We start from the raw sequence: 16,333 nt of genomic DNA on the forward strand, positions 1-16,333 counted from the left end.
CTGCGAAATGCCGGCAGATGACGAAGCTCTACTATTATCCTGGCTTCATAAGCCTCGTGCCGCACATTCTTCTCGAAGAGATTGGCATGGAATACGAGCTGGCCTTCGTCAATCTTCATGGCAATGCGCACAAGCGACCGGAGTTCCTGTCGATCAACCCCAACGGCCTGGTTCCTGTCCTGGTCGACGGCGAACTCGTCCTCTACGAAAGTGCCGCGATCTGTCTCCATCTTGTGGACGGTCATCCGGGAAAGGGCCTGGCGCCACCACAGGGAAGCGTTGAGCGGGCGCACTTCTACAAGTGGCTGATGTGGCTAGCGACGACGTTGCACCCGGCCGTCTCGATGTACCTGCATCCCACCAAGTGGGGAAGTAGCCCGGATACGCTCGCCGAGCTCGGATCTTCCGCTGAGTCGAAGGTGGTCGGCATGCTCGACATTCTTGACAGCACGCTGGAAGCCAATGGTGGTCCTTGGCTCCTGGGAACATCCTACTCGGCTATCGACGCCTACGCCCTGACGCTTTGTCGATGGACGCGCGGGATGCCACGTCCGGGAGCGAGCTGGCCGCATTTCGGGGAACATGCACGCCGCGTCCTCCAACGGCCTGCCGTCATGCGCGCCATTCGGCAGGAACACCTTTCCGAACCTTGGATATAGCGGCTGCGCCCTTTTCGGGTGGACACCCCGGGGGCTAGGAGGAGCGCTCCTTCCCCAGCGTCTCCGCGACGGCGCTGAGCCAGCGGCGGACCACGCGTTCGTCGTCGCGGCCGATCAAGCCGCTGATCCGATCCTCGATCGCATTCACGCGGGCGCGGCAGCGTCTGAGCAGCGCCCGGCCCGCGGCGGTCGCCTCGAGCTGGAGGATGCGGCCATGCACGGCGTGCGCCGACTTCGCGATGGCGCCTGCCTTCTCGAGGTTGTGCACGATCACGTTGATGGTCTGCGGCGTCAGGAAGGTGAGCCGCGCCAGGTCAGCGCCCGATACGCCGGGATAGGCCGCGATCATGGTCAGCACGGCAAATTGCGGTACCGTCACGTCGAGATCGGCCAGCGCCTTCTCCATCGCCGCGCGCACCGCGACATTGGCCTGGCGCACCAGGTAACCCAGATGGCCCTCCGGCCCGCGCTTGCCCTCGCCCGGCTTGGGGATCGCGACGCTCGTCTTGCGACTCATATCAGACCAGCCCCGGCTCACCCGCCGCCGAAGACCTTCTTGAGCTCGGGCGTCGGCATGGTGTCGCGCATCCAGGTGAAGCTGCCGGCCTTCATCGCCCGCGCACCCTTCATGAAGGCGGCCAGCGCGAGCCGTGACAGCGCGCCGCCGACACTCACGCGCTTGACGCCAGCTGCCTCGAGCTGATCCACGGTGAGATCGGGATCGCCGGCGCTCATCACCATGTTGAGTGGCTTGCCGATCTCGGCCACGACCTTCCTGATGGTCGCGACGTCGCGCAGGCCGGGCGCATAGAGCACGTCGGCACCGGCCTTCTCGAAGGCTTGCAATCGCCGGATCGTGTCGTCGAGATCGTTGCGCCCGCGGATCAGGTTCTCTGCCCGTGCCGTGAATGTGAACGGCGTGTCGAGCGAGCGCGCCGTCTCGACGCCGGCGGCCACACGCTCGACCGCGTGGTTGAAGTCATAGATGCGCTCACCGCTCCAGTCTTCGATCGAGCCGCCGGCGATGCCCACCGCGGCGGCGTCGCGCAGGATCGAGGCCGCCTCCTTCGGGTCGTCAGCGTAGCCGTTCTCGAGATCGGCATTGACCGGCAGGTCGGTCGCGCCGGCGATGATCCGGCAATTCTCCAGAAGCTCGGCGCGACTCACCGAACCGTCGCCATCGACCCGGCCGAGCGCGTTCGACATGCCGAGGCTCGTCGTGGCCAGCGCCTCGAAGCCCAGGGACTCCAGGAGCTTGGCCGTCCCGGCATCCCACGGGTTGGGCAGCAGAATGATTCCGGCGCGGGCATGCAGCGCGCGGAACAGAGCACCTTTTTCGGCTTGAGTGCGCATCGTCGGGCCTCCATGAGAAGCGGCAAGGAGAGAACACGAATGGACATCGCCACGCAACGGGAGCTCGCCCGATTGTTAGCCGATCTGCGGCGCAGCGGACGTCAGCAGAGCGGCCTCGATCCGCGGCTGCTGCCATCCGACCCTGCCACCGCCTATCGCGTCGCCGCGCTGGTCGAGGAGGAACTTGGCTGGTCCGTCATTGGCTGGAAGATCGCCGCCGCGAAGGAGGAGATGCAGAAGGCGCTGCGCACCGACTCGCCGATTTACGGCCGCGTCTTCGCGCCGCTGATCAAGCCGTCGCCGGCGACGTTCGAGCGCGCCCGGCTGGCGAGCCCGATCCCCGAAGTCGAGTACGAGGCGAAGCTTGCCGCCGACTTGCCACCGCGCAAAAGACCCTACACCGTCGAGGAAGTGGGCGACGCGGTCGCCTCGCTGCATCCCGGCATCGAGATGGCGGAGTGCCGCTTCATCCACGACTCGGCCTTTCCGCCGCTGCCCGCCATTCTCGCCGACGGCGCCGGCTCGGGCACGATCGTCTACGGCCCCGCGATCGAGGGCTGGCGCACGCGCGACATCGCGGGCCAGCCGGTGACCCTCGCCTGCAACGGCACAGTACGCCGGACCGGCACAGCCGCGGCGGCACTCGACCATCCGCTGGTGCCGCTCACCTGGCTCGCCAACGAGCTCTCGCGCACCGGCATCGGCCTGAAGGCCGGCCAGATGGTCAGCACCGGCACCCTCACGGGCATGCTGGCACCCAAGCCGGGCGAAACCTTCGTCGCCGATTTCGGTCCATTCGGCTCCGTGACGGTCGTCGTCACCTGACCGACTCGCCGGCCGTTCGAGACCCTCAGGCTTCGGCGGCAGACGAAGCACCGGACACTCGAGGTGGCGCAGCGTAGGCGGGTCGAAGGCCAGGCAGGATCGTGCGATGAGCGATGATTGGAAGAGCTTCCGGGTGAAGCCTGACGAGGGCAATTGGGAGCCCGCAAGCTACAACGTCAAATGGCAGGATGGTCGCGAGTACGGGCGGTGGCGGCGCGTGCTCAGACGACACAGCCATGGGCTCACGGTGATCTCCCGCTACACGGCGCCACCCGGCAAGGCAGGTGCACGAGATCGCGCCCGTCGTTCCGGTAGAGCTTCCAGGGCTGACGTGACGTCCCACGGGAACTGTAACTCCCATCCGCCGTTCTTGTCTGACGCGCTCGCGTCGGACAGGGAGGCGTGTCGCAATTCCGTCCACTTGGTTGGCTAGGCAAGGTGAATGGTCCTGGCGCGCAGAGATTGCCTGTCTCTATCCTTGGGAGTTCACGATGGCCGAACCTGCTAGGCACGCGAAATTGGTTCGAGGGGCAGGTTTGTCGTTGCTGCTGCTCGTCGTGCTCGGCGCCTGCGCAACGGTGCCGATGGGAACCCCACAAGAGGATCAGGAGGCGAAGCGCTTCGATCAGCCAGCGCCGGACAAGGGCGCGCTCTATGTCTACCGCTCCGGCTGGATGGGATCTGCCCGCGCGATCGATGTGACAGTCGTCGGCGGCGCCAAGGCGGAGCTTGGGACAAATACCTACCTGCGGCTCGAGGGGCCGCCCGGTACCATCGAGATCGATTGTCGATATGGCGACAAGACGAACGCCGGACAGGTGCAGATCACCGACGGTCAGACGCGCTACGTCGAAGTCTCGGTAAAAGTCGGCTTATGGCTGCCGTCGTGCGAGGTGGCGGAAGTCTCCCCCGATCAGGGGCGGGCTGCCGTCCTGGCCTCTCGGCGCGTCGCGATCCAGTAACGGAAATCGCGACACGCCACGGTCGGAAGACCGGGCAACGCGGTCCTTGCCCCCAGTCCTGGCCTAGACTAGTAGCCGCGATTCGGTGTCGTCGCCGCACCGATTGCAGCGCCGCCGAGGCCCCCTACCACAGCTCCGGCAATCGGATTGCCCACCGTCGAGCCGACGACGGCGCCAGTCCCGGCGCCGATTGCGCCACCCGTGAGCGCCCGATCCGTCGGGTTGTTGCCGCAAGCAGATGTGACGAGGGCCAAGCCGGCCACGAGGACGACGCATGCAATCTTCGACATGTGCGAGGCTCCTGACAGTAGAGCCCGTACCGTAAGGCCAGACATTCACACGTCTCCCGTGACAGAGGTTTCCGTACATCCTGCTTACGAGTGAGATTGTGTCCGGAAGGTGTCCGCATCGCTTATTTTGCCGGCGAAGCCTTCATCGTCGGTTTCGAACTCTCCGGCTCAGTGAGCCGCCGCGTCATCCGACCGCGGCGATCACGACACGAACGATCCGCAGTAACGCGACCTGCCGGGCGGCATATTCCGGGGTGCCAGGCGCATGACGCGCTCGGTGTCGACCGGCTGCGGCAGCGGCGCCGAGTAGCCCGCCTGCCGCACGATCTCCTGGGCTGTACGATGGCCTTGCTGTGCGGCCTTGACTAGCCACGCGAAGCCCTGCTCGCGATCAAGCGGCTCGTCCGGTCCGACGAGCAATGAGCGACCGAGATTGAACATCGCATTGGGATTGCCGCGTTCGGCCGCTTGCCGCCACAGGCTGCGGAACTCCTCGACGTCGCGCGGCACGCCCTTGCCTTCGGAATGCAGGATGCCGAGGTTGTTGAGGCCGCGCGGATCGCCCGATACGGCCGCGCGGCAGAACCAATGCACCGCCTCGCCGATGTCCGCTTTCACGCCGGTGCCGAACCAGTATTTATAGCCCACCGCGTTCATGCCTTCGGCGTTGTCCTGCCGGGCCGAGAGCAGATAGAGCCGCAGGGCATTCGCCTGATTGATTGGTACGCCATGCCCACGCGCGTACAGGTAACCGAGATTGACCTGGGCATCGGAATCACCTGAATCCGAAGCGGCCTTCAACAGACGGTATGCCGTGGCGTTGTCGCCCTGGTTGTAGGCGCGTATACCGGCCTCGGTCGACGCATTGACATCCTGTGCCGTCGCCGCTGGAATGAACCACAGGCCGACCAGCAGGAGCGCCGTCGCCCCGAGGTGACCGAGGACGCGCCGACCCACCCTTCACCTTCCGGGATTGGAGAACACCATCGCCTCGTCTTGCACCGAGCCGAAGCGCAGGCTCAGGAGATCGAGCACGTAGTTCTGATAGAGCTTCCACGGCCGGCGCGAGCCCTGCTTGGGCGCCTGCGCCAGTGCGCGCTGGATGTAGCCGGAGGAGAAATCGACCCACGGCTCTTCCTCGAGCGTCGGATCGGCGTTCCGGGGCGCGCACTGACGAAAGCCATGGCGATCCATGTGGTTCAGCAGGCGGCAGACGTACTCGCATACCAGGTCGGCCTTCAGCGTCCACGAGGCGTTGGTGTAGCCGAACACCGACGCCAGATTGGGCACGTCGCTGTACATCATGCCCTTGTAGAGAAAGGTCCGCGCCGGATCGACGGCGCGGCCGTCGACCGAGAACTTGACGCCCCCCAGCGGGATCAGCACCAGCCCGGTCGCCGTCACGATCAGGTCAGCCGCGAGATCGCCGCCCGCTTTCAGTTTCAGGCCGGCCTCGGTGAACGTCTCGATGTGATCGGTCACGATCGAAACCTTGCCGGCGCGGATGGCGCGGAAGAAATCGGCGTCGGGCACCAGGCAGAGGCGCTGGTCCCACGGCTTGTAGCGCGGCGTGAAGTGAGTGGCGATGTCGTAGTCGGGCCCCAGCATCTGGCGAACACCGCCCAGCAGCAGGCGCGTCACCTTGTCGGGTCGACGCTTGCACAGCCGATAGAAATACATGCCGAGCAGCACGTTCTTCCAACGCGTCGCCCTGTAGGCGAGGCCGAGCGGCAGATGACGCCTGAGCCTGTTGGCGAACGAGTCCTGGCTCGGGCGCGCCACCATGTAGGTGGGTGAGCGCTGCACCATGGTGACGTGGCCCGCCGTCTCGGCCATCGCCGGCACCAGCGTCACCGCCGTGGCGCCGCTGCCGATCACCACGACACGCTTGCCGGCGTAGTCGATGTCGTCCGTCCACTTCTGCGGATGGACGATCCGGCCCCTGAAGCGGTCGATGCCCTCGAAGTCCGGCAGGTAACCCGCGGCGTAGTCGTAGTAGCCGCTGCACATCCACAGGAAGCTGCAGGTGAGCCGGATGGGCTCGCGCGCCTCGCCGCGTTCGCCCTGGCCTCGCTCGACCTCGACCGTCCAGCGCGCATCAGGCGTCGACCAGTGGGCGGCGACGACGCGATGGCCGTAGCGGATCCGTTGATCGATGCCGCTGTCGCGCGCCACCTCGCGAATGTAGGAGAGGATCGACGGACCGTCGGCGATCGCCTTGGCATCCTTCCACGGCCGGAAGCGGTAGCCCAGCGTGTGCATGTCCGAGTCCGAGCGCACGCCGGGATAGCGGAACAGGTCCCACGTGCCGCCGCTCGCCGCGCGCCCTTCGAGGATCGCGTAGCGCTTGCCCGGACACTCCTTCTGCAGATGCCATGCCGCGCCGATGCCCGATAGGCCGGCGCCGACGATCAGCACATCGACGTGCTCGATGCCTGCAGGTTGGGGGACGAGCGCATCCATGGCCTGAGCTTCGTCGAGCGGCGCGCCGCCCGCAACCATCGACCAAGCCTACTCGAACGACGAGAAGTGCAGGTGCTGGATGGTGTTGACCAGCTTGGTGAGCCGATTGCGTTGCGACTGGTCGAGCGGCTGGTCGTCGGGCTGCGATTGGAAGACGAGCTCGGCCTCCTCGAGCTGCTTCACCAGCTTGAACGCTTCACTCGCCTTCTCCTTCTCCGTCCCGGCCAGCAGCGGCATCAGGCCCATGTAGAGCGACCCCAGGCTACGATTCTGCAGCTCGGGCGACAGCGGGATCGTGCTCTTGAAGATGCCGTCGAGGGCCGCCTTGGCATCGCCCACCGTCTTGGCCCGCCGCAGCAGGAAGGTCATGTTGTCGAGCCGGTGGTGGATCTCGAAACGGTGCGTGCTGAGGGTCTGGCGGTTCTGCAACCGGGCTTCGTGATCGTGCTGGATTTGCTGGATGACGGCCGCGCCGCCGGTCAGCACCACCGACGACAGCAGCCACATGCCCAGTGAGCTGTTGAGGAACTCGAACAGCTTCGTGCCCAAGCCTTGCTTGGGCGGTGGCGCCGCTGGTGCCGGCGGCGTCGCAACCGCGACAGCCTCGGCCTCGAGGGACTTGCGGATGGTCTGGCGATAATGCTCCTCGGCGGCAATGCGCTTCAGCTCATCGTCCGTCAGCATCGTCGCCGCCTACTCCTTCATGAAGGCGTTGAGATCGGGTGTCGGGATGGCGCGGTCGAGATAGGTGAACGTGCCTCTCTCCTTCACCTCCTTCGCCGCATCCAGGAGGCCGGTCATCGCCGCCCGATAGAGCGAGGTGGCGAGGCTGATCCGCTTGACGCCCGCCGCCTGGAGATCGGCCTTGGCGAACGACCGGCCCTTGATGCCGACCATGAAGTTGAACGGCTTGGCGAGCGAACTGCACACCTTCCTGACGGCGTCGAGGTCGGGCAGGCCGGGCGCCATCAGCACGTCGGCGCCCGCCGCCTCGAAGGATTTCAACCGCTTGATGACCTCGTCGAGGTCGGGCGTGCCGCGCAGGAAACCCTCGGCGCGGGCGGTCAGCACGAAGGGGAAGTCGAGCGCACGCGCCGCCTTCACCGCGGCGGCAACGCGGGCGGTGGCGGTCTCGACGTCATAGAGTGGCGCCGCGCGATTGCCGCTCGCATCCTCGATCGAGCCGCCGACAAGGCCGACGCCGGCGGCCTGCCGGATGGTCTCGGCCGCCGCGTCGGGGCCGTCGCCGAAGCCCTTCTCGAGGTCGGCAGAGACCGGCAGATCGCAGGCCTCGACGATCAGCTTCGCATTGGCAAGCGCCTCCTCGCGCGTGACCTTGCCGTCGCGCTTGCCGAGCATGCCCGCCTTAGCGCCGCTCGAGGTCGCCAGCGCCTCGAATCCCAGGCCAGCCAGCATGCGGGCCGACCCGGCATCCCATGGATTGGCAATCACGAAGGCGCCCGGTGCCTCGTGCAGGGCGCGAAACTTCTTGGCTTTCTCGGCCTGGCTGACGCTCATGGGGTTTCCCTCCGTTCACACGAACCTGCCCGCCCCTCGCGGGCGACGCGGCCGCAGTTTGTCGAAATCGAGGCCCCCGATGCAACGAGGAATGTCACTGCGCCAATGCAGGAGTACCAGCGTCAGCTCGGCTCGCGTCAGCTCGGCTTGATGTTGCCCTTCACGATCACGTCGGCCCAGCGCTTCATCTCGTTGGGCATCTTGGTCAGCACCTCGGCTTGCGGGCCACCGGCCGGCACGATGCCGAGCTTCAGCATGCGCTCGCGGAAGTCGCCGTCGCCGACCACCTCGTTGCCGAGCTGGTTGAGCCGGACGACGATCTCGGGGGACACGGCCTTGGGCGCGAACAGCGTGTAATTGGTTGCCGATTCGAAGCCCGGCACGCCCGCTTCCGCCATGGTGGGGACATCGGGCAGCAGCGGCGAGCGTGCCTTGCTGGTGACGGCGAGGCAGCGCACCTTGCCCGCGGCGATGTGAGGCAAGTGGGCCAGCACGTTGTCGATCGAGACCTGGACGCGATTCTCGTAGAGGTCAGCCTGGAAGAAGCTGGTGCCCTTGTAGGGCACGTGAGTCATCTCCGCGCCGGTCATCTACGTTGTCGATCGAGACCTGGACGCGATTCTCGTAGAGGTCAGCCTGGAAGAAGCTGGTGCCCTTGTAGGGCACGTGAGTCATCTCCGCGCCGGTCATCTGCTTCAGCATCTCGTAATTGAGATGGATCAGGCCGCCGAAGCCCGACGAAGCATAGGACAGCTGGCCTGGCTTTGCCTTGGCGAGCGCGATCAGGCCCTGGACATTGGTCACGGGCAGGCTCGGTGTCACCAGCACGGCGACCGTGCCGTTGCCAATCTCGACGATCGGCACGAAATCCTTCGCCATGTCGAAGCTGAGATTCTGATGGAAGTACGGCGCGATCGAATAATCCACCATGCTGCCGATCATCAGCGTATAGCCGTCCGGCGCGCTGCGCGCCAGGGCGGCGCCGCCGATCGTGCCGCCGGCGCCGGGCTGGTTGTCGACCACGATGGGCTGGCCGAGCTTGGCCGCCACCTTTTCTGAGACGGCGCGCGCTACCGTGTCGACGCCGCCGCCCGGCGGATAGGGCGCGATCATGCGAATCTGCTTGGCCGGCCAGGCCTGCGCCCCGGCCGCGGCGGGCAGCGCGAGCGTGAAGGCCGATGCCGCCATCAGCCGGCGGCGCGAAAGCATGGAGATTGTCATTGGGGTCCTCGATCCAGTTCTCTCCTCGTAAGGACGGCCGCGCCGTTTGTCACGAGGTCGCCCTGCTGTCGACGCTCCTCGAGATGCCGCGCCAGCCGCCCCCAAGGGGAGCGAGAGCGACGCGCAAGCGTCTGCATGATGCTTATCGCCGACAGCAAGATCCTGGTCGCCCCACCCGGGCGCCGACGCTAGCCTTCAGCCTGGTTATTGCTTGCTCATCGCCGGGAGCGCGCTCCAGCGACGAGTTCTTGTAGTATTGAGAGAACCGAGATGATCCGTCGCCGCACCTTCGCCAGGACTGCTGGCACCATCGCTGCCGCCGCGTTGGTTGCCGCGCGCAGCGCCCGCGCACAGCCGGGACCCTGGCCGGGCAAGGTGATCCGTATCGTCTGCGGTTTCAGCGTCGGCACCACGACCGACCTTTTGGCACGGCTCCTTGCGGCCAGGCTCACCGAGCGGCTGGGCGCCTCGGTGGTGGTCGAGAACCGACCGGGCGCCGGCGGAACGATCGCGGCCGCGCAGGTCGCCCGCGCCGTTCCCGACGGGCACACGCTGATGCTCGCCTCGCTCGCCCTAACGCTGGCGCCCCGCCTGTTCAACAACCTCACCTTCCGGCCGATCGAGGATTTCCAGCCGATTGGCATGATGGGATATGCCCCCAACGTGATGCTCGCCGGCCTCAACGTGCCGATCACCTCGATCGCCGAGCTGATTGCCGAGGCCAAGAAGGAGCCCGGCAAGCTGCGCTATGCCTCCTCGGGGCCGGGCTCGGGCTCGTGGATCGGCTGCAAGCTCCTTGAGGTGAAGGCCGGCATCGTGCTCGAGGAGGTGCCCTACGCCTCGACCGCGCAGGCGACCAACGACGCTTTGGGCGGCCAGGTCGAATTGCACTGCCCCAGCCTGGCCGGCGGCATGCCGCTGGTGAAGGACGGTCGCCTGCGTCCGCTCGGCGTCACCAGCGCCAAACGCAGCGCCGCCGCGCCCGAGATTCCCGCGATTGCCGAGACCGTGCCCGGCTACGACGCCTCGGCCTGGTACGGCGTGGTCGGGCCGGCCGGCATGCCCGAACCCATCGTCCGCCGCCTGAGCGAGGAGATGCAGACCATCCTGAACGATCCGTCCGTGCAGCTGACGCTGCGCACGGCGGGCCTCGATGTCGAGGCCGGCGGCGCCGGGACACTACGCACCGTCATGGCAGATGCCCTGGTGAGCGGGAACGACTTGATGGACCGCATCGGCTATCGTCCGCACTAGAGCTGAAGCTTCGAGGGAGACAGGACCATGGCGGCAGAGACCCAGACGGCCCGCAGCGAGGGCGAGACCTACGCTCAGCGCCCTGCCCTGCGCGGTACGCGCCACATGGTGTCGGCCGGCCACTACGGCGCGGCCCATGCCGCCTTCGCCATCCTCGAAGCAGGCGGCAACGCCGTCGACGCGGCGGTGGCGGGCGGCATTGCGCTCGGCGTCCTGCAGCCCGACATCGTCAACGTGGCCGGCGTCGCGCCCATCCTGGTGCGCATGGCCGACGGCGTGGTGTGGAACATCGAAGGCCTCGGCTACTGGCCGGCTGCCGCCGATCCCGAGCTGTTCGTGCGCAAGTATGGCGGCGCCATTCCGGAAGGCGTGCTGCGCACCGTCGTGCCGGCCGCGCCCGACGCCTGGATCACGGCGCTGAAGCGCTTCGGCACGATGAAGTTCGGTGAGGTCTCGGCGGCTGCCGTTCGCTTCGCCGAAGGCTTCCCGATGTATCCGCTGCTCTCCGATATGATCGCGGCGCGGCGCGACAAGTACGCCAAGTGGGCATCGAGCGCCTCGATCTATCTGCCGGGCGGGCAGCCGCCCAAGGTCGGCGACCTGTTCGTCCAGGCCGATCTCGCGCGCTCGCTCACCTACATGGCCGACGAGGAGAAAGCGGCGCTCGCCCGCGGCAGCGATCGCATTGCCGGCCTCGAGGCGGCCCGCGCGGCCTTCTACAAGGGCGACATCGCGCGCGCGATCGTCGACTACCATCGCCAGGAAGGCGGCTGGATGTCGGCGGCGGACCTTGCCGGCTACAGCTCGCCGGTCGAGCGCGCGCCGTCGGTGCGTTTCGCCGGCACCGAGGTGTTCACCTGCAACGCCTGGTGCCAGGGCCCGGTGCTTGGCCAGGCGCTGAACATCATCGATCACTCGGCGCTCCTGGCCGCCGGCCACAACTCGCCCGATTACCTGCACATGGTGGTCGAGGCGCTGAAGCTCGCCTTCGCCGATCGCGAAGCCTTCTATGGCGATCCGCGCCATGTCGACGTGCCGCTCGACGGCCTGCTCGATCCCGAATACGGCACCCAGCGTCGCGCCCAGATCGATTCGCGGCGCGCCTGGCCCGAGATGCCGCCGCACGGTATGCCCATCGGTGCAACGATCTCAGCTGGAGCGATGACTCCCGGCGCCGCGCTCGCCGCTTCCGCGTTGCGCCAGGACGGCGCTCCGACCGGCCTGCCGCGCGACACGTCGTACATCTGCGTCGTCGATCGCTGGGGCAACACGGTCTCGGCGACGCCCAGCGACGTATCGTCCGAATCGCCGATCATTCCCGGCACCGGCCTCTGTCCGTCCTCGCGCGGCTCGCAATCCTGGACCACCGAAGGCCATCCCAGCCGCCTCGCCCCCGGCAAGCGGCCGCGGCTCACGCCGGCACCTGCCCTGGCCGTCGCCCCCGGCCGCTACGTCCTGCCGTTCGGCACGCCCGGCGGCGACGTCCAGCAGCAGGCCATGCTGCAGGTGCTGTTGAACATGATGCTGTTCGGCATGGATCCGCAGGACGCCGTCGAGCATCCGCGCGTCGCCAGCTACAGCTTCCCCGACAGTTTCGAACCGCACCCCTACCTGCCGGGGCGCCTGTGCATCGAGGCGCGCATCCCGCGCGAGACCGGCGAGGAACTCGCCCGGCGCGGCCACCAGGTCACGTGGTGGCCGGACCGCATCTGGCGCGCCGGTGCGGTGTGCGCCATCCACGCCGACCTGAAGAGCGGAATCATGACATCCGGCGCCGATCCGCGCCGGGCGAGCTACGCGCTGGGCTGGTAAGCCGAGCCGGCGGCAGGATTCAAATGGCAGCACGTGAGCCTCGAAACTGAGGCTCATGCTGCCATCGAAGGATCAGGTTCATGCTCTTCCGGGCCGCCGGCGTCCCGCCCGCGGTCCAGAAGAGCATGATGAGAAATTCACACGCTCTCAGGATGACATGAAGGGAGTCGCATGGCCGCCTACCCTGGCCAGGGCAGCGACCATGTCTTCACGTTGGTGAAGCTCTTCATCGCCTCGAGCACGCCCTCCTTGTAGCCGAGACCAGAATCCTTGATGCCGCCGAAGGGCGACATCTCGATGCGATAGCCCGGCACTTCCCAGATGTTGACGGTGCCGACCTGCAGCTCGTCGACGAAGCGGGTGACGTAATCGAGGCGGTCGGTGCAGACGCCGGACGACAGGCCGTAGGCGGTGCCGTTGGAAACGCGGATCGCGTCGTCGATATCCCTGACGCGGAGGATGGGGATCGCCGGCCCGAACGTCTCTTCGCGCACCAGCTCGCACGACGGGTCGACGTGATCGACGACCGTCGGCGGAAAAAGCGCGCCACGCCGGTCATTGCCGTGCAGCAGCTTGGCGCCATGGCTCGCCACCGCTTCACTGACACGATTCTGGAACAGCATCGCCGCGCGCTCGTGGATCACGGTGCCGACGTCGGTCTCGGGATCGAGCGGATCGCCGGCCTTGAGCTTCTTCGCCCTGGCGACGACGCGCTCGACGAAGGCGTCAGCGACGCTGTCGATCACCAGGATGCGCTTCACCGCGGTGCAGCGCTGGCCGGAATTCTTGGTGGCGCCGGCGACCGCCAGCTCGGCCGCCTTGTCGAGGTCGGCATCCTCCATGACGATCAGCGGATCGTTGCCGCCCAGCTCGAGCACCAGGCGCTTGTAACCCGCGGTTGCAGCGATGTGCTTGCCGACGCGCACCGAGCCGGTGAAGGTGACGAGATCGGCATGCGGGTCGGTGATCATGGCATCGCCGATGTCGGACGGATTGCCGGTGATGACCGACAGCATCTCCGGCGGCAGCCCGGCCTCGTAGAGCGTGTCGGCGAGGAACAGGGCGGTGAGCGGCGTCAGCTCGGTCGGCTTCAGCACGACGCAATTGTTGGTGGCGATGGCCGGCGCCAGCTTGTGCGCCACCATGTTCAGCGGATGGTTGAACGGCGTGATCGCCGAGATGGCGTTGAGCGGCTGCCGGAGGGTGAAGATCTTGCGCGACTTGCCGTGCGGCGTGAGATCGCACGAGAAGGTCTGGCCGTCATCGAGCAGGCAAAGCTGGCCGGCGAACGTGAACACGTCATAGGCGCGCCCGACCTCGTAAAGCGAGTCCTTCAGGCAGAGCCCCGATTCGAGGGTGATCAAGTGCGACAGCTCCTCCTTGCGCGCCACCAGCAGCTCGGCTGTCTTGAGCAGGATCTGCTGGCGCTGATAGCGCGTCAGCTTTGGCTTGTAGGCGTGGGCGATGCGAAACGCCTCAGCCACGAGCTCCGGCGTGGCGCGCGGCACGCTGCCGACCAGCCGGTTGTCCCACGGAAAACGCACCTCGAGCCGCGCGCCGCTCTCGACCTTCTTGCCGGCGATGCGCAGCGCGTCATGCCGCACGTCCGTGACGGGGCGGGTCAGGGTATCCATGCTTGGCCTCTCCGAGTTCGGTCTCTCAGGCGACGAGATTCAGGGCAAGATCGAAGGCGTCGAAGTTGCGCCAGGCGCGCTGGCCGGCATCAGCCGTCAGCGGACGATTGCAGAGCAGCGGCACTTTCTGCTCAGAAATGCCGCCATGGCTGCGCAGCGGCTCGGTGAGGCCGCTCAGATCGTGGCGCGCCGCCGACGTGCCGAGCACCTTGTGCTTGGTCGAGACGACGACGAGATCGCCCAGTCGATCGGCCGGCAATTCAAAGCGCTTGGCCGCTTCGTCCCTGGAGAGCGCCGTCTCGATCCCAGGCATGGCCGTGAGCTTCGCCGCCATCGCCGCCGCGGTCGCACCGGCCGGCAGATAGACCACGGCGAAGGAGCCGAGCGCGCCATGATGCACGACGTAAGGATCGGTAATCGGCAGAATCACGCGAGCCTTGTCCTTGCCCAGCCAGCCATCGAACAGATCCTGCAGGTAGATGACGTCGGGCTGGTGATTGGCGTCGAACTTGGCGTTCATGCCGTGGTCGGCGGTGAGCGCGATGGTGCAGCCCATGGCGTCGAGCTTGCCCAGGTAGCCATCCATCATGGCATAAAAGTCGTCGGCGACCGGCGTGCCGGGTGCGTGCTTGTGCTGGATGTAATCGGTGGTCGAGAGATACATGATCTGCGGCCGGTCGCGCTCCATCAGCTTGACGCCGGCGGCGAACACAAACTCCGACAGGCCGGCGCTGTAGACATCGGGCACGGCCATGCCGACCAGCTCATTCACCCTGTCGATGCCATTTTCGCCGAGCGTCGCCTTGTCCGACTTTTCCGACGAGAAGCTGCAGGCCTTGCCTGCGCCCAGCGCCAGCCCCTTGCCCAGAAGCCCGCGCAGCTTGTCCTTGGCGGTGACGACGGCGATGCGGCAGCCGGCGCGCTGAAACGACGGAAACAGCGTCTCCACACGCAGGAACTTCGGGTCGTTCATCATCACCTCTTTCCCGCTGTCGGGATCGAGGAAGTAGTTGCCGCAAATGCCGTGGACGGCCGGCGGCTGGCCGGTGACGATCGAGAGGTTGTTGGGGTTGGTGAAGGACGGCACCACGCAGTCGGCGAGCAGGCTGGTGCCGCGTGTCAAAACCTTGCCGAACCACGGCGCGCGGCCGGCCTCGACGGCGCGCTCGATGTAGCCCGGCTCCGAGCCGTCGACACAGACCACGACGGTAGGCTGGCGCGGCAGGCGATAGCGGCGGCCGTTGACGGCGATCTCGCCGCCGCGCGGGGTGAGACTGTCGGGTGCCATGCTGCCTCCTGCTCCTACTCTGCTGCCAGCGCCGGGCCGCCGTTGCTGACGCGCATCTCGTTGAGCACGTCGCGCACCGCGGCCAGCGCGCCCTTCATGTGCTCCGGATAGAGCCGGCCGATGCAGCCCATGCGGAACGAATCGGCGACCGTGAGCTTGCCAGGATAGATCACGTAGCCGCGATCCTTCAGCCCGTCATAGAAGCGCTGGAAGACGAATTTGGGATCGGTCGGCATGTGGAAGGTGACGATGATCGGGGCCTGCAGCCTGTCGCCGAGCAACGTGCGGAAGCCCATGGCGCGCATGCCGTCGATCAGCACCTTGGCGTTGTCGCGATAGCGCTGGCCGCGGCCGGCGACACCGCCTTCTGCCGCGTGCTCCTCTATCGCCTTGCCGAGCGCGACGATGACGTGGATGGGCGGCGTGAAGCGATACTGCCCGGTGCGCGCGAAGGCGTCGGCCTGATCGTGGAGATCGAGCACCAACGTGGTCGCGTTGCCCTTGCACCCGGCGAGCGCCTCGTTGCGGCAGATCACGAAGCCTAGCCCGGGGACGCCCTCGAGGCACTTGTTCGACGAGGCGGCGAGCGCATCGTAGGGGACGCGGCCGGCATCGATCTCGAGCGCGCCAAAGGCGCTCATCGAATCGACCAGCAGGCGCCGGGCATGGCGCGCCACCACGGCCGCGATCTCCGCGATCGGATTGAGGATGCCCGATGTCGTCTCGCAATGGACGGCGAAGACGTGGCTGATCGCCGGGTCGCCAGCGAGCAGACGATCGAGCTTCGCGAGATCGGGCGGCGTGTCCTCCGGCGTCTCCAGCGCTACGGCGGCGCGGCCGGCGATCTGTGCGATCTTGAGGGCGCGCTGGCCGTAGGCGCCGTTGACCAGCACCAGGAGCTTGCCCGTGCGCGGCACGAAGCTGGTGATCATCGCCTCGACCGCGAAGGTGCCCGAGCCTTGCACCGGCACGGTGACGTGGGTACCCGTGGCGCCGGCCAGCTCGGCGATCTTGTCGAGCACCATTCGGTTGATGCGCAGGAACTCGGCATCGC

At 66.9% G+C, this 16,333-nt stretch carries 17 protein-coding genes; 5 read left to right on the top strand and 12 right to left on the bottom strand.

Annotated elements, in window-relative coordinates:
- The first annotated feature begins 17 nt into the window (after positions 1-17).
- Positions 18-659, top strand: coding sequence for a glutathione S-transferase family protein (locus ACILR9_RS28500; protein ID WP_395713361.1), 642 nt, complete (start codon positions 18-20; stop codon positions 657-659).
- 34 nt (positions 660-693) lie between these two features.
- Here the strand turns inward: ACILR9_RS28500 and ACILR9_RS28505 are convergent, their stop codons facing one another.
- Both ACILR9_RS28505 and ACILR9_RS28510 read right to left on the bottom strand, forming a co-directional pair.
- Positions 694-1,176 carry a MarR family winged helix-turn-helix transcriptional regulator gene (locus ACILR9_RS28505; protein WP_395713362.1) on the bottom strand — a complete coding sequence of 161 codons (483 nt, stop codon included), beginning with the start codon at positions 1,174-1,176 and terminating at the stop codon, positions 694-696.
- 17 nt (positions 1,177-1,193) lie between these two features.
- Complete coding sequence (locus ACILR9_RS28510; protein ID WP_395713363.1) at positions 1,194-2,012, bottom strand: oxaloacetate decarboxylase; 819 nt, start codon at positions 2,010-2,012, stop codon at positions 1,194-1,196.
- A 39-nt stretch (positions 2,013-2,051) separates the two neighbouring features.
- Between ACILR9_RS28510 and ACILR9_RS28515 the strand changes: the two genes are divergently transcribed.
- Together ACILR9_RS28515 and ACILR9_RS28520 are read left to right on the top strand one after the other, a co-directional pair.
- Positions 2,052-2,837, top strand: a complete 786-nt coding sequence (locus ACILR9_RS28515) for a 2-keto-4-pentenoate hydratase (RefSeq protein WP_395713364.1) — start codon at positions 2,052-2,054, stop codon at positions 2,835-2,837.
- A 542-nt stretch (positions 2,838-3,379) separates the two neighbouring features.
- Positions 3,380-3,799 (top strand): hypothetical protein, encoded by a 420-nt coding sequence (locus ACILR9_RS28520; protein WP_395713365.1) that lies wholly within the window; start codon positions 3,380-3,382, stop codon positions 3,797-3,799.
- Between the two features lie 68 nt (positions 3,800-3,867).
- Here the strand turns inward: ACILR9_RS28520 and ACILR9_RS28525 are convergent, their stop codons facing one another.
- The 7 genes from ACILR9_RS28525 to ACILR9_RS28555 all read right to left on the bottom strand — a co-directional run bounded on the left by ACILR9_RS28525 (position 3,868) and on the right by ACILR9_RS28555 (position 9,291).
- On the bottom strand, positions 3,868-4,089 hold the full coding sequence (locus ACILR9_RS28525; protein WP_395713366.1) for a hypothetical protein: 222 nt from the start codon (positions 4,087-4,089) through the stop codon (positions 3,868-3,870).
- A 201-nt stretch (positions 4,090-4,290) separates the two neighbouring features.
- Positions 4,291-5,046: a tetratricopeptide repeat protein gene (locus ACILR9_RS28530; protein WP_395713367.1), complete on the bottom strand. Its 756-nt coding sequence runs from the start codon at positions 5,044-5,046 to the stop codon at positions 4,291-4,293.
- Between the two features lie 3 nt (positions 5,047-5,049).
- On the bottom strand, positions 5,050-6,552 hold the full coding sequence (locus ACILR9_RS28535) for a flavin-containing monooxygenase (protein ID WP_395713379.1): 1,503 nt from the start codon (positions 6,550-6,552) through the stop codon (positions 5,050-5,052).
- 48 nt (positions 6,553-6,600) lie between these two features.
- Entirely contained in the window at positions 6,601-7,236 is a 636-nt protein-coding gene (locus ACILR9_RS28540; protein ID WP_395713368.1) for a hypothetical protein, read from the bottom strand.
- Between the two features lie 9 nt (positions 7,237-7,245).
- Positions 7,246-8,070 (bottom strand): isocitrate lyase/phosphoenolpyruvate mutase family protein, encoded by an 825-nt coding sequence (locus ACILR9_RS28545; RefSeq protein ID WP_395713369.1) that lies wholly within the window; start codon positions 8,068-8,070, stop codon positions 7,246-7,248.
- A 137-nt stretch (positions 8,071-8,207) separates the two neighbouring features.
- Complete coding sequence (locus ACILR9_RS28550; protein ID WP_395713370.1) at positions 8,208-8,636, bottom strand: Bug family tripartite tricarboxylate transporter substrate binding protein; 429 nt, start codon at positions 8,634-8,636, stop codon at positions 8,208-8,210.
- Positions 8,602-9,291, bottom strand: a complete 690-nt coding sequence (locus ACILR9_RS28555; protein WP_395713371.1) for a Bug family tripartite tricarboxylate transporter substrate binding protein — start codon at positions 9,289-9,291, stop codon at positions 8,602-8,604. The genes ACILR9_RS28550 and ACILR9_RS28555 overlap by 35 nt, the downstream gene beginning before the upstream one ends.
- Positions 9,292-9,561: 270 nt before the next feature.
- Between ACILR9_RS28555 and ACILR9_RS28560 the strand changes: the two genes are divergently transcribed.
- Positions 9,562-10,545, top strand: a complete 984-nt coding sequence (locus tag ACILR9_RS28560) for a tripartite tricarboxylate transporter substrate-binding protein (protein WP_395713372.1) — start codon at positions 9,562-9,564, stop codon at positions 10,543-10,545.
- 27 nt (positions 10,546-10,572) lie between these two features.
- Positions 10,573-12,357 carry a gamma-glutamyltransferase family protein gene (locus ACILR9_RS28565; RefSeq protein ID WP_395713373.1) on the top strand — a complete coding sequence of 595 codons (1,785 nt, stop codon included), beginning with the start codon at positions 10,573-10,575 and terminating at the stop codon, positions 12,355-12,357.
- A gap of 179 nt (positions 12,358-12,536) precedes the next feature.
- On the opposite strand, the gene phnY is transcribed toward ACILR9_RS28565, so the two are convergent.
- From phnY to ACILR9_RS28580, 3 genes are all read right to left on the bottom strand, one after another.
- Complete coding sequence (phnY, locus tag ACILR9_RS28570; protein WP_395713374.1) at positions 12,537-13,991, bottom strand: phosphonoacetaldehyde dehydrogenase; 1,455 nt, start codon at positions 13,989-13,991, stop codon at positions 12,537-12,539.
- A gap of 25 nt (positions 13,992-14,016) precedes the next feature.
- Positions 14,017-15,279, bottom strand: a complete 1,263-nt coding sequence (gene phnA, locus ACILR9_RS28575; RefSeq protein WP_395713375.1) for a phosphonoacetate hydrolase — start codon at positions 15,277-15,279, stop codon at positions 14,017-14,019.
- 14 nt (positions 15,280-15,293) lie between these two features.
- On the bottom strand, positions 15,294-16,333 hold a 1,040-nt coding region (locus ACILR9_RS28580), incomplete at its 5' end, for a 2-aminoethylphosphonate--pyruvate transaminase (RefSeq protein ID WP_395713376.1).

The organism is Reyranella sp. (genome assembly GCF_044224635.1).
Classification (GTDB): domain Bacteria; phylum Pseudomonadota; class Alphaproteobacteria; order Reyranellales; family Reyranellaceae; genus Reyranella.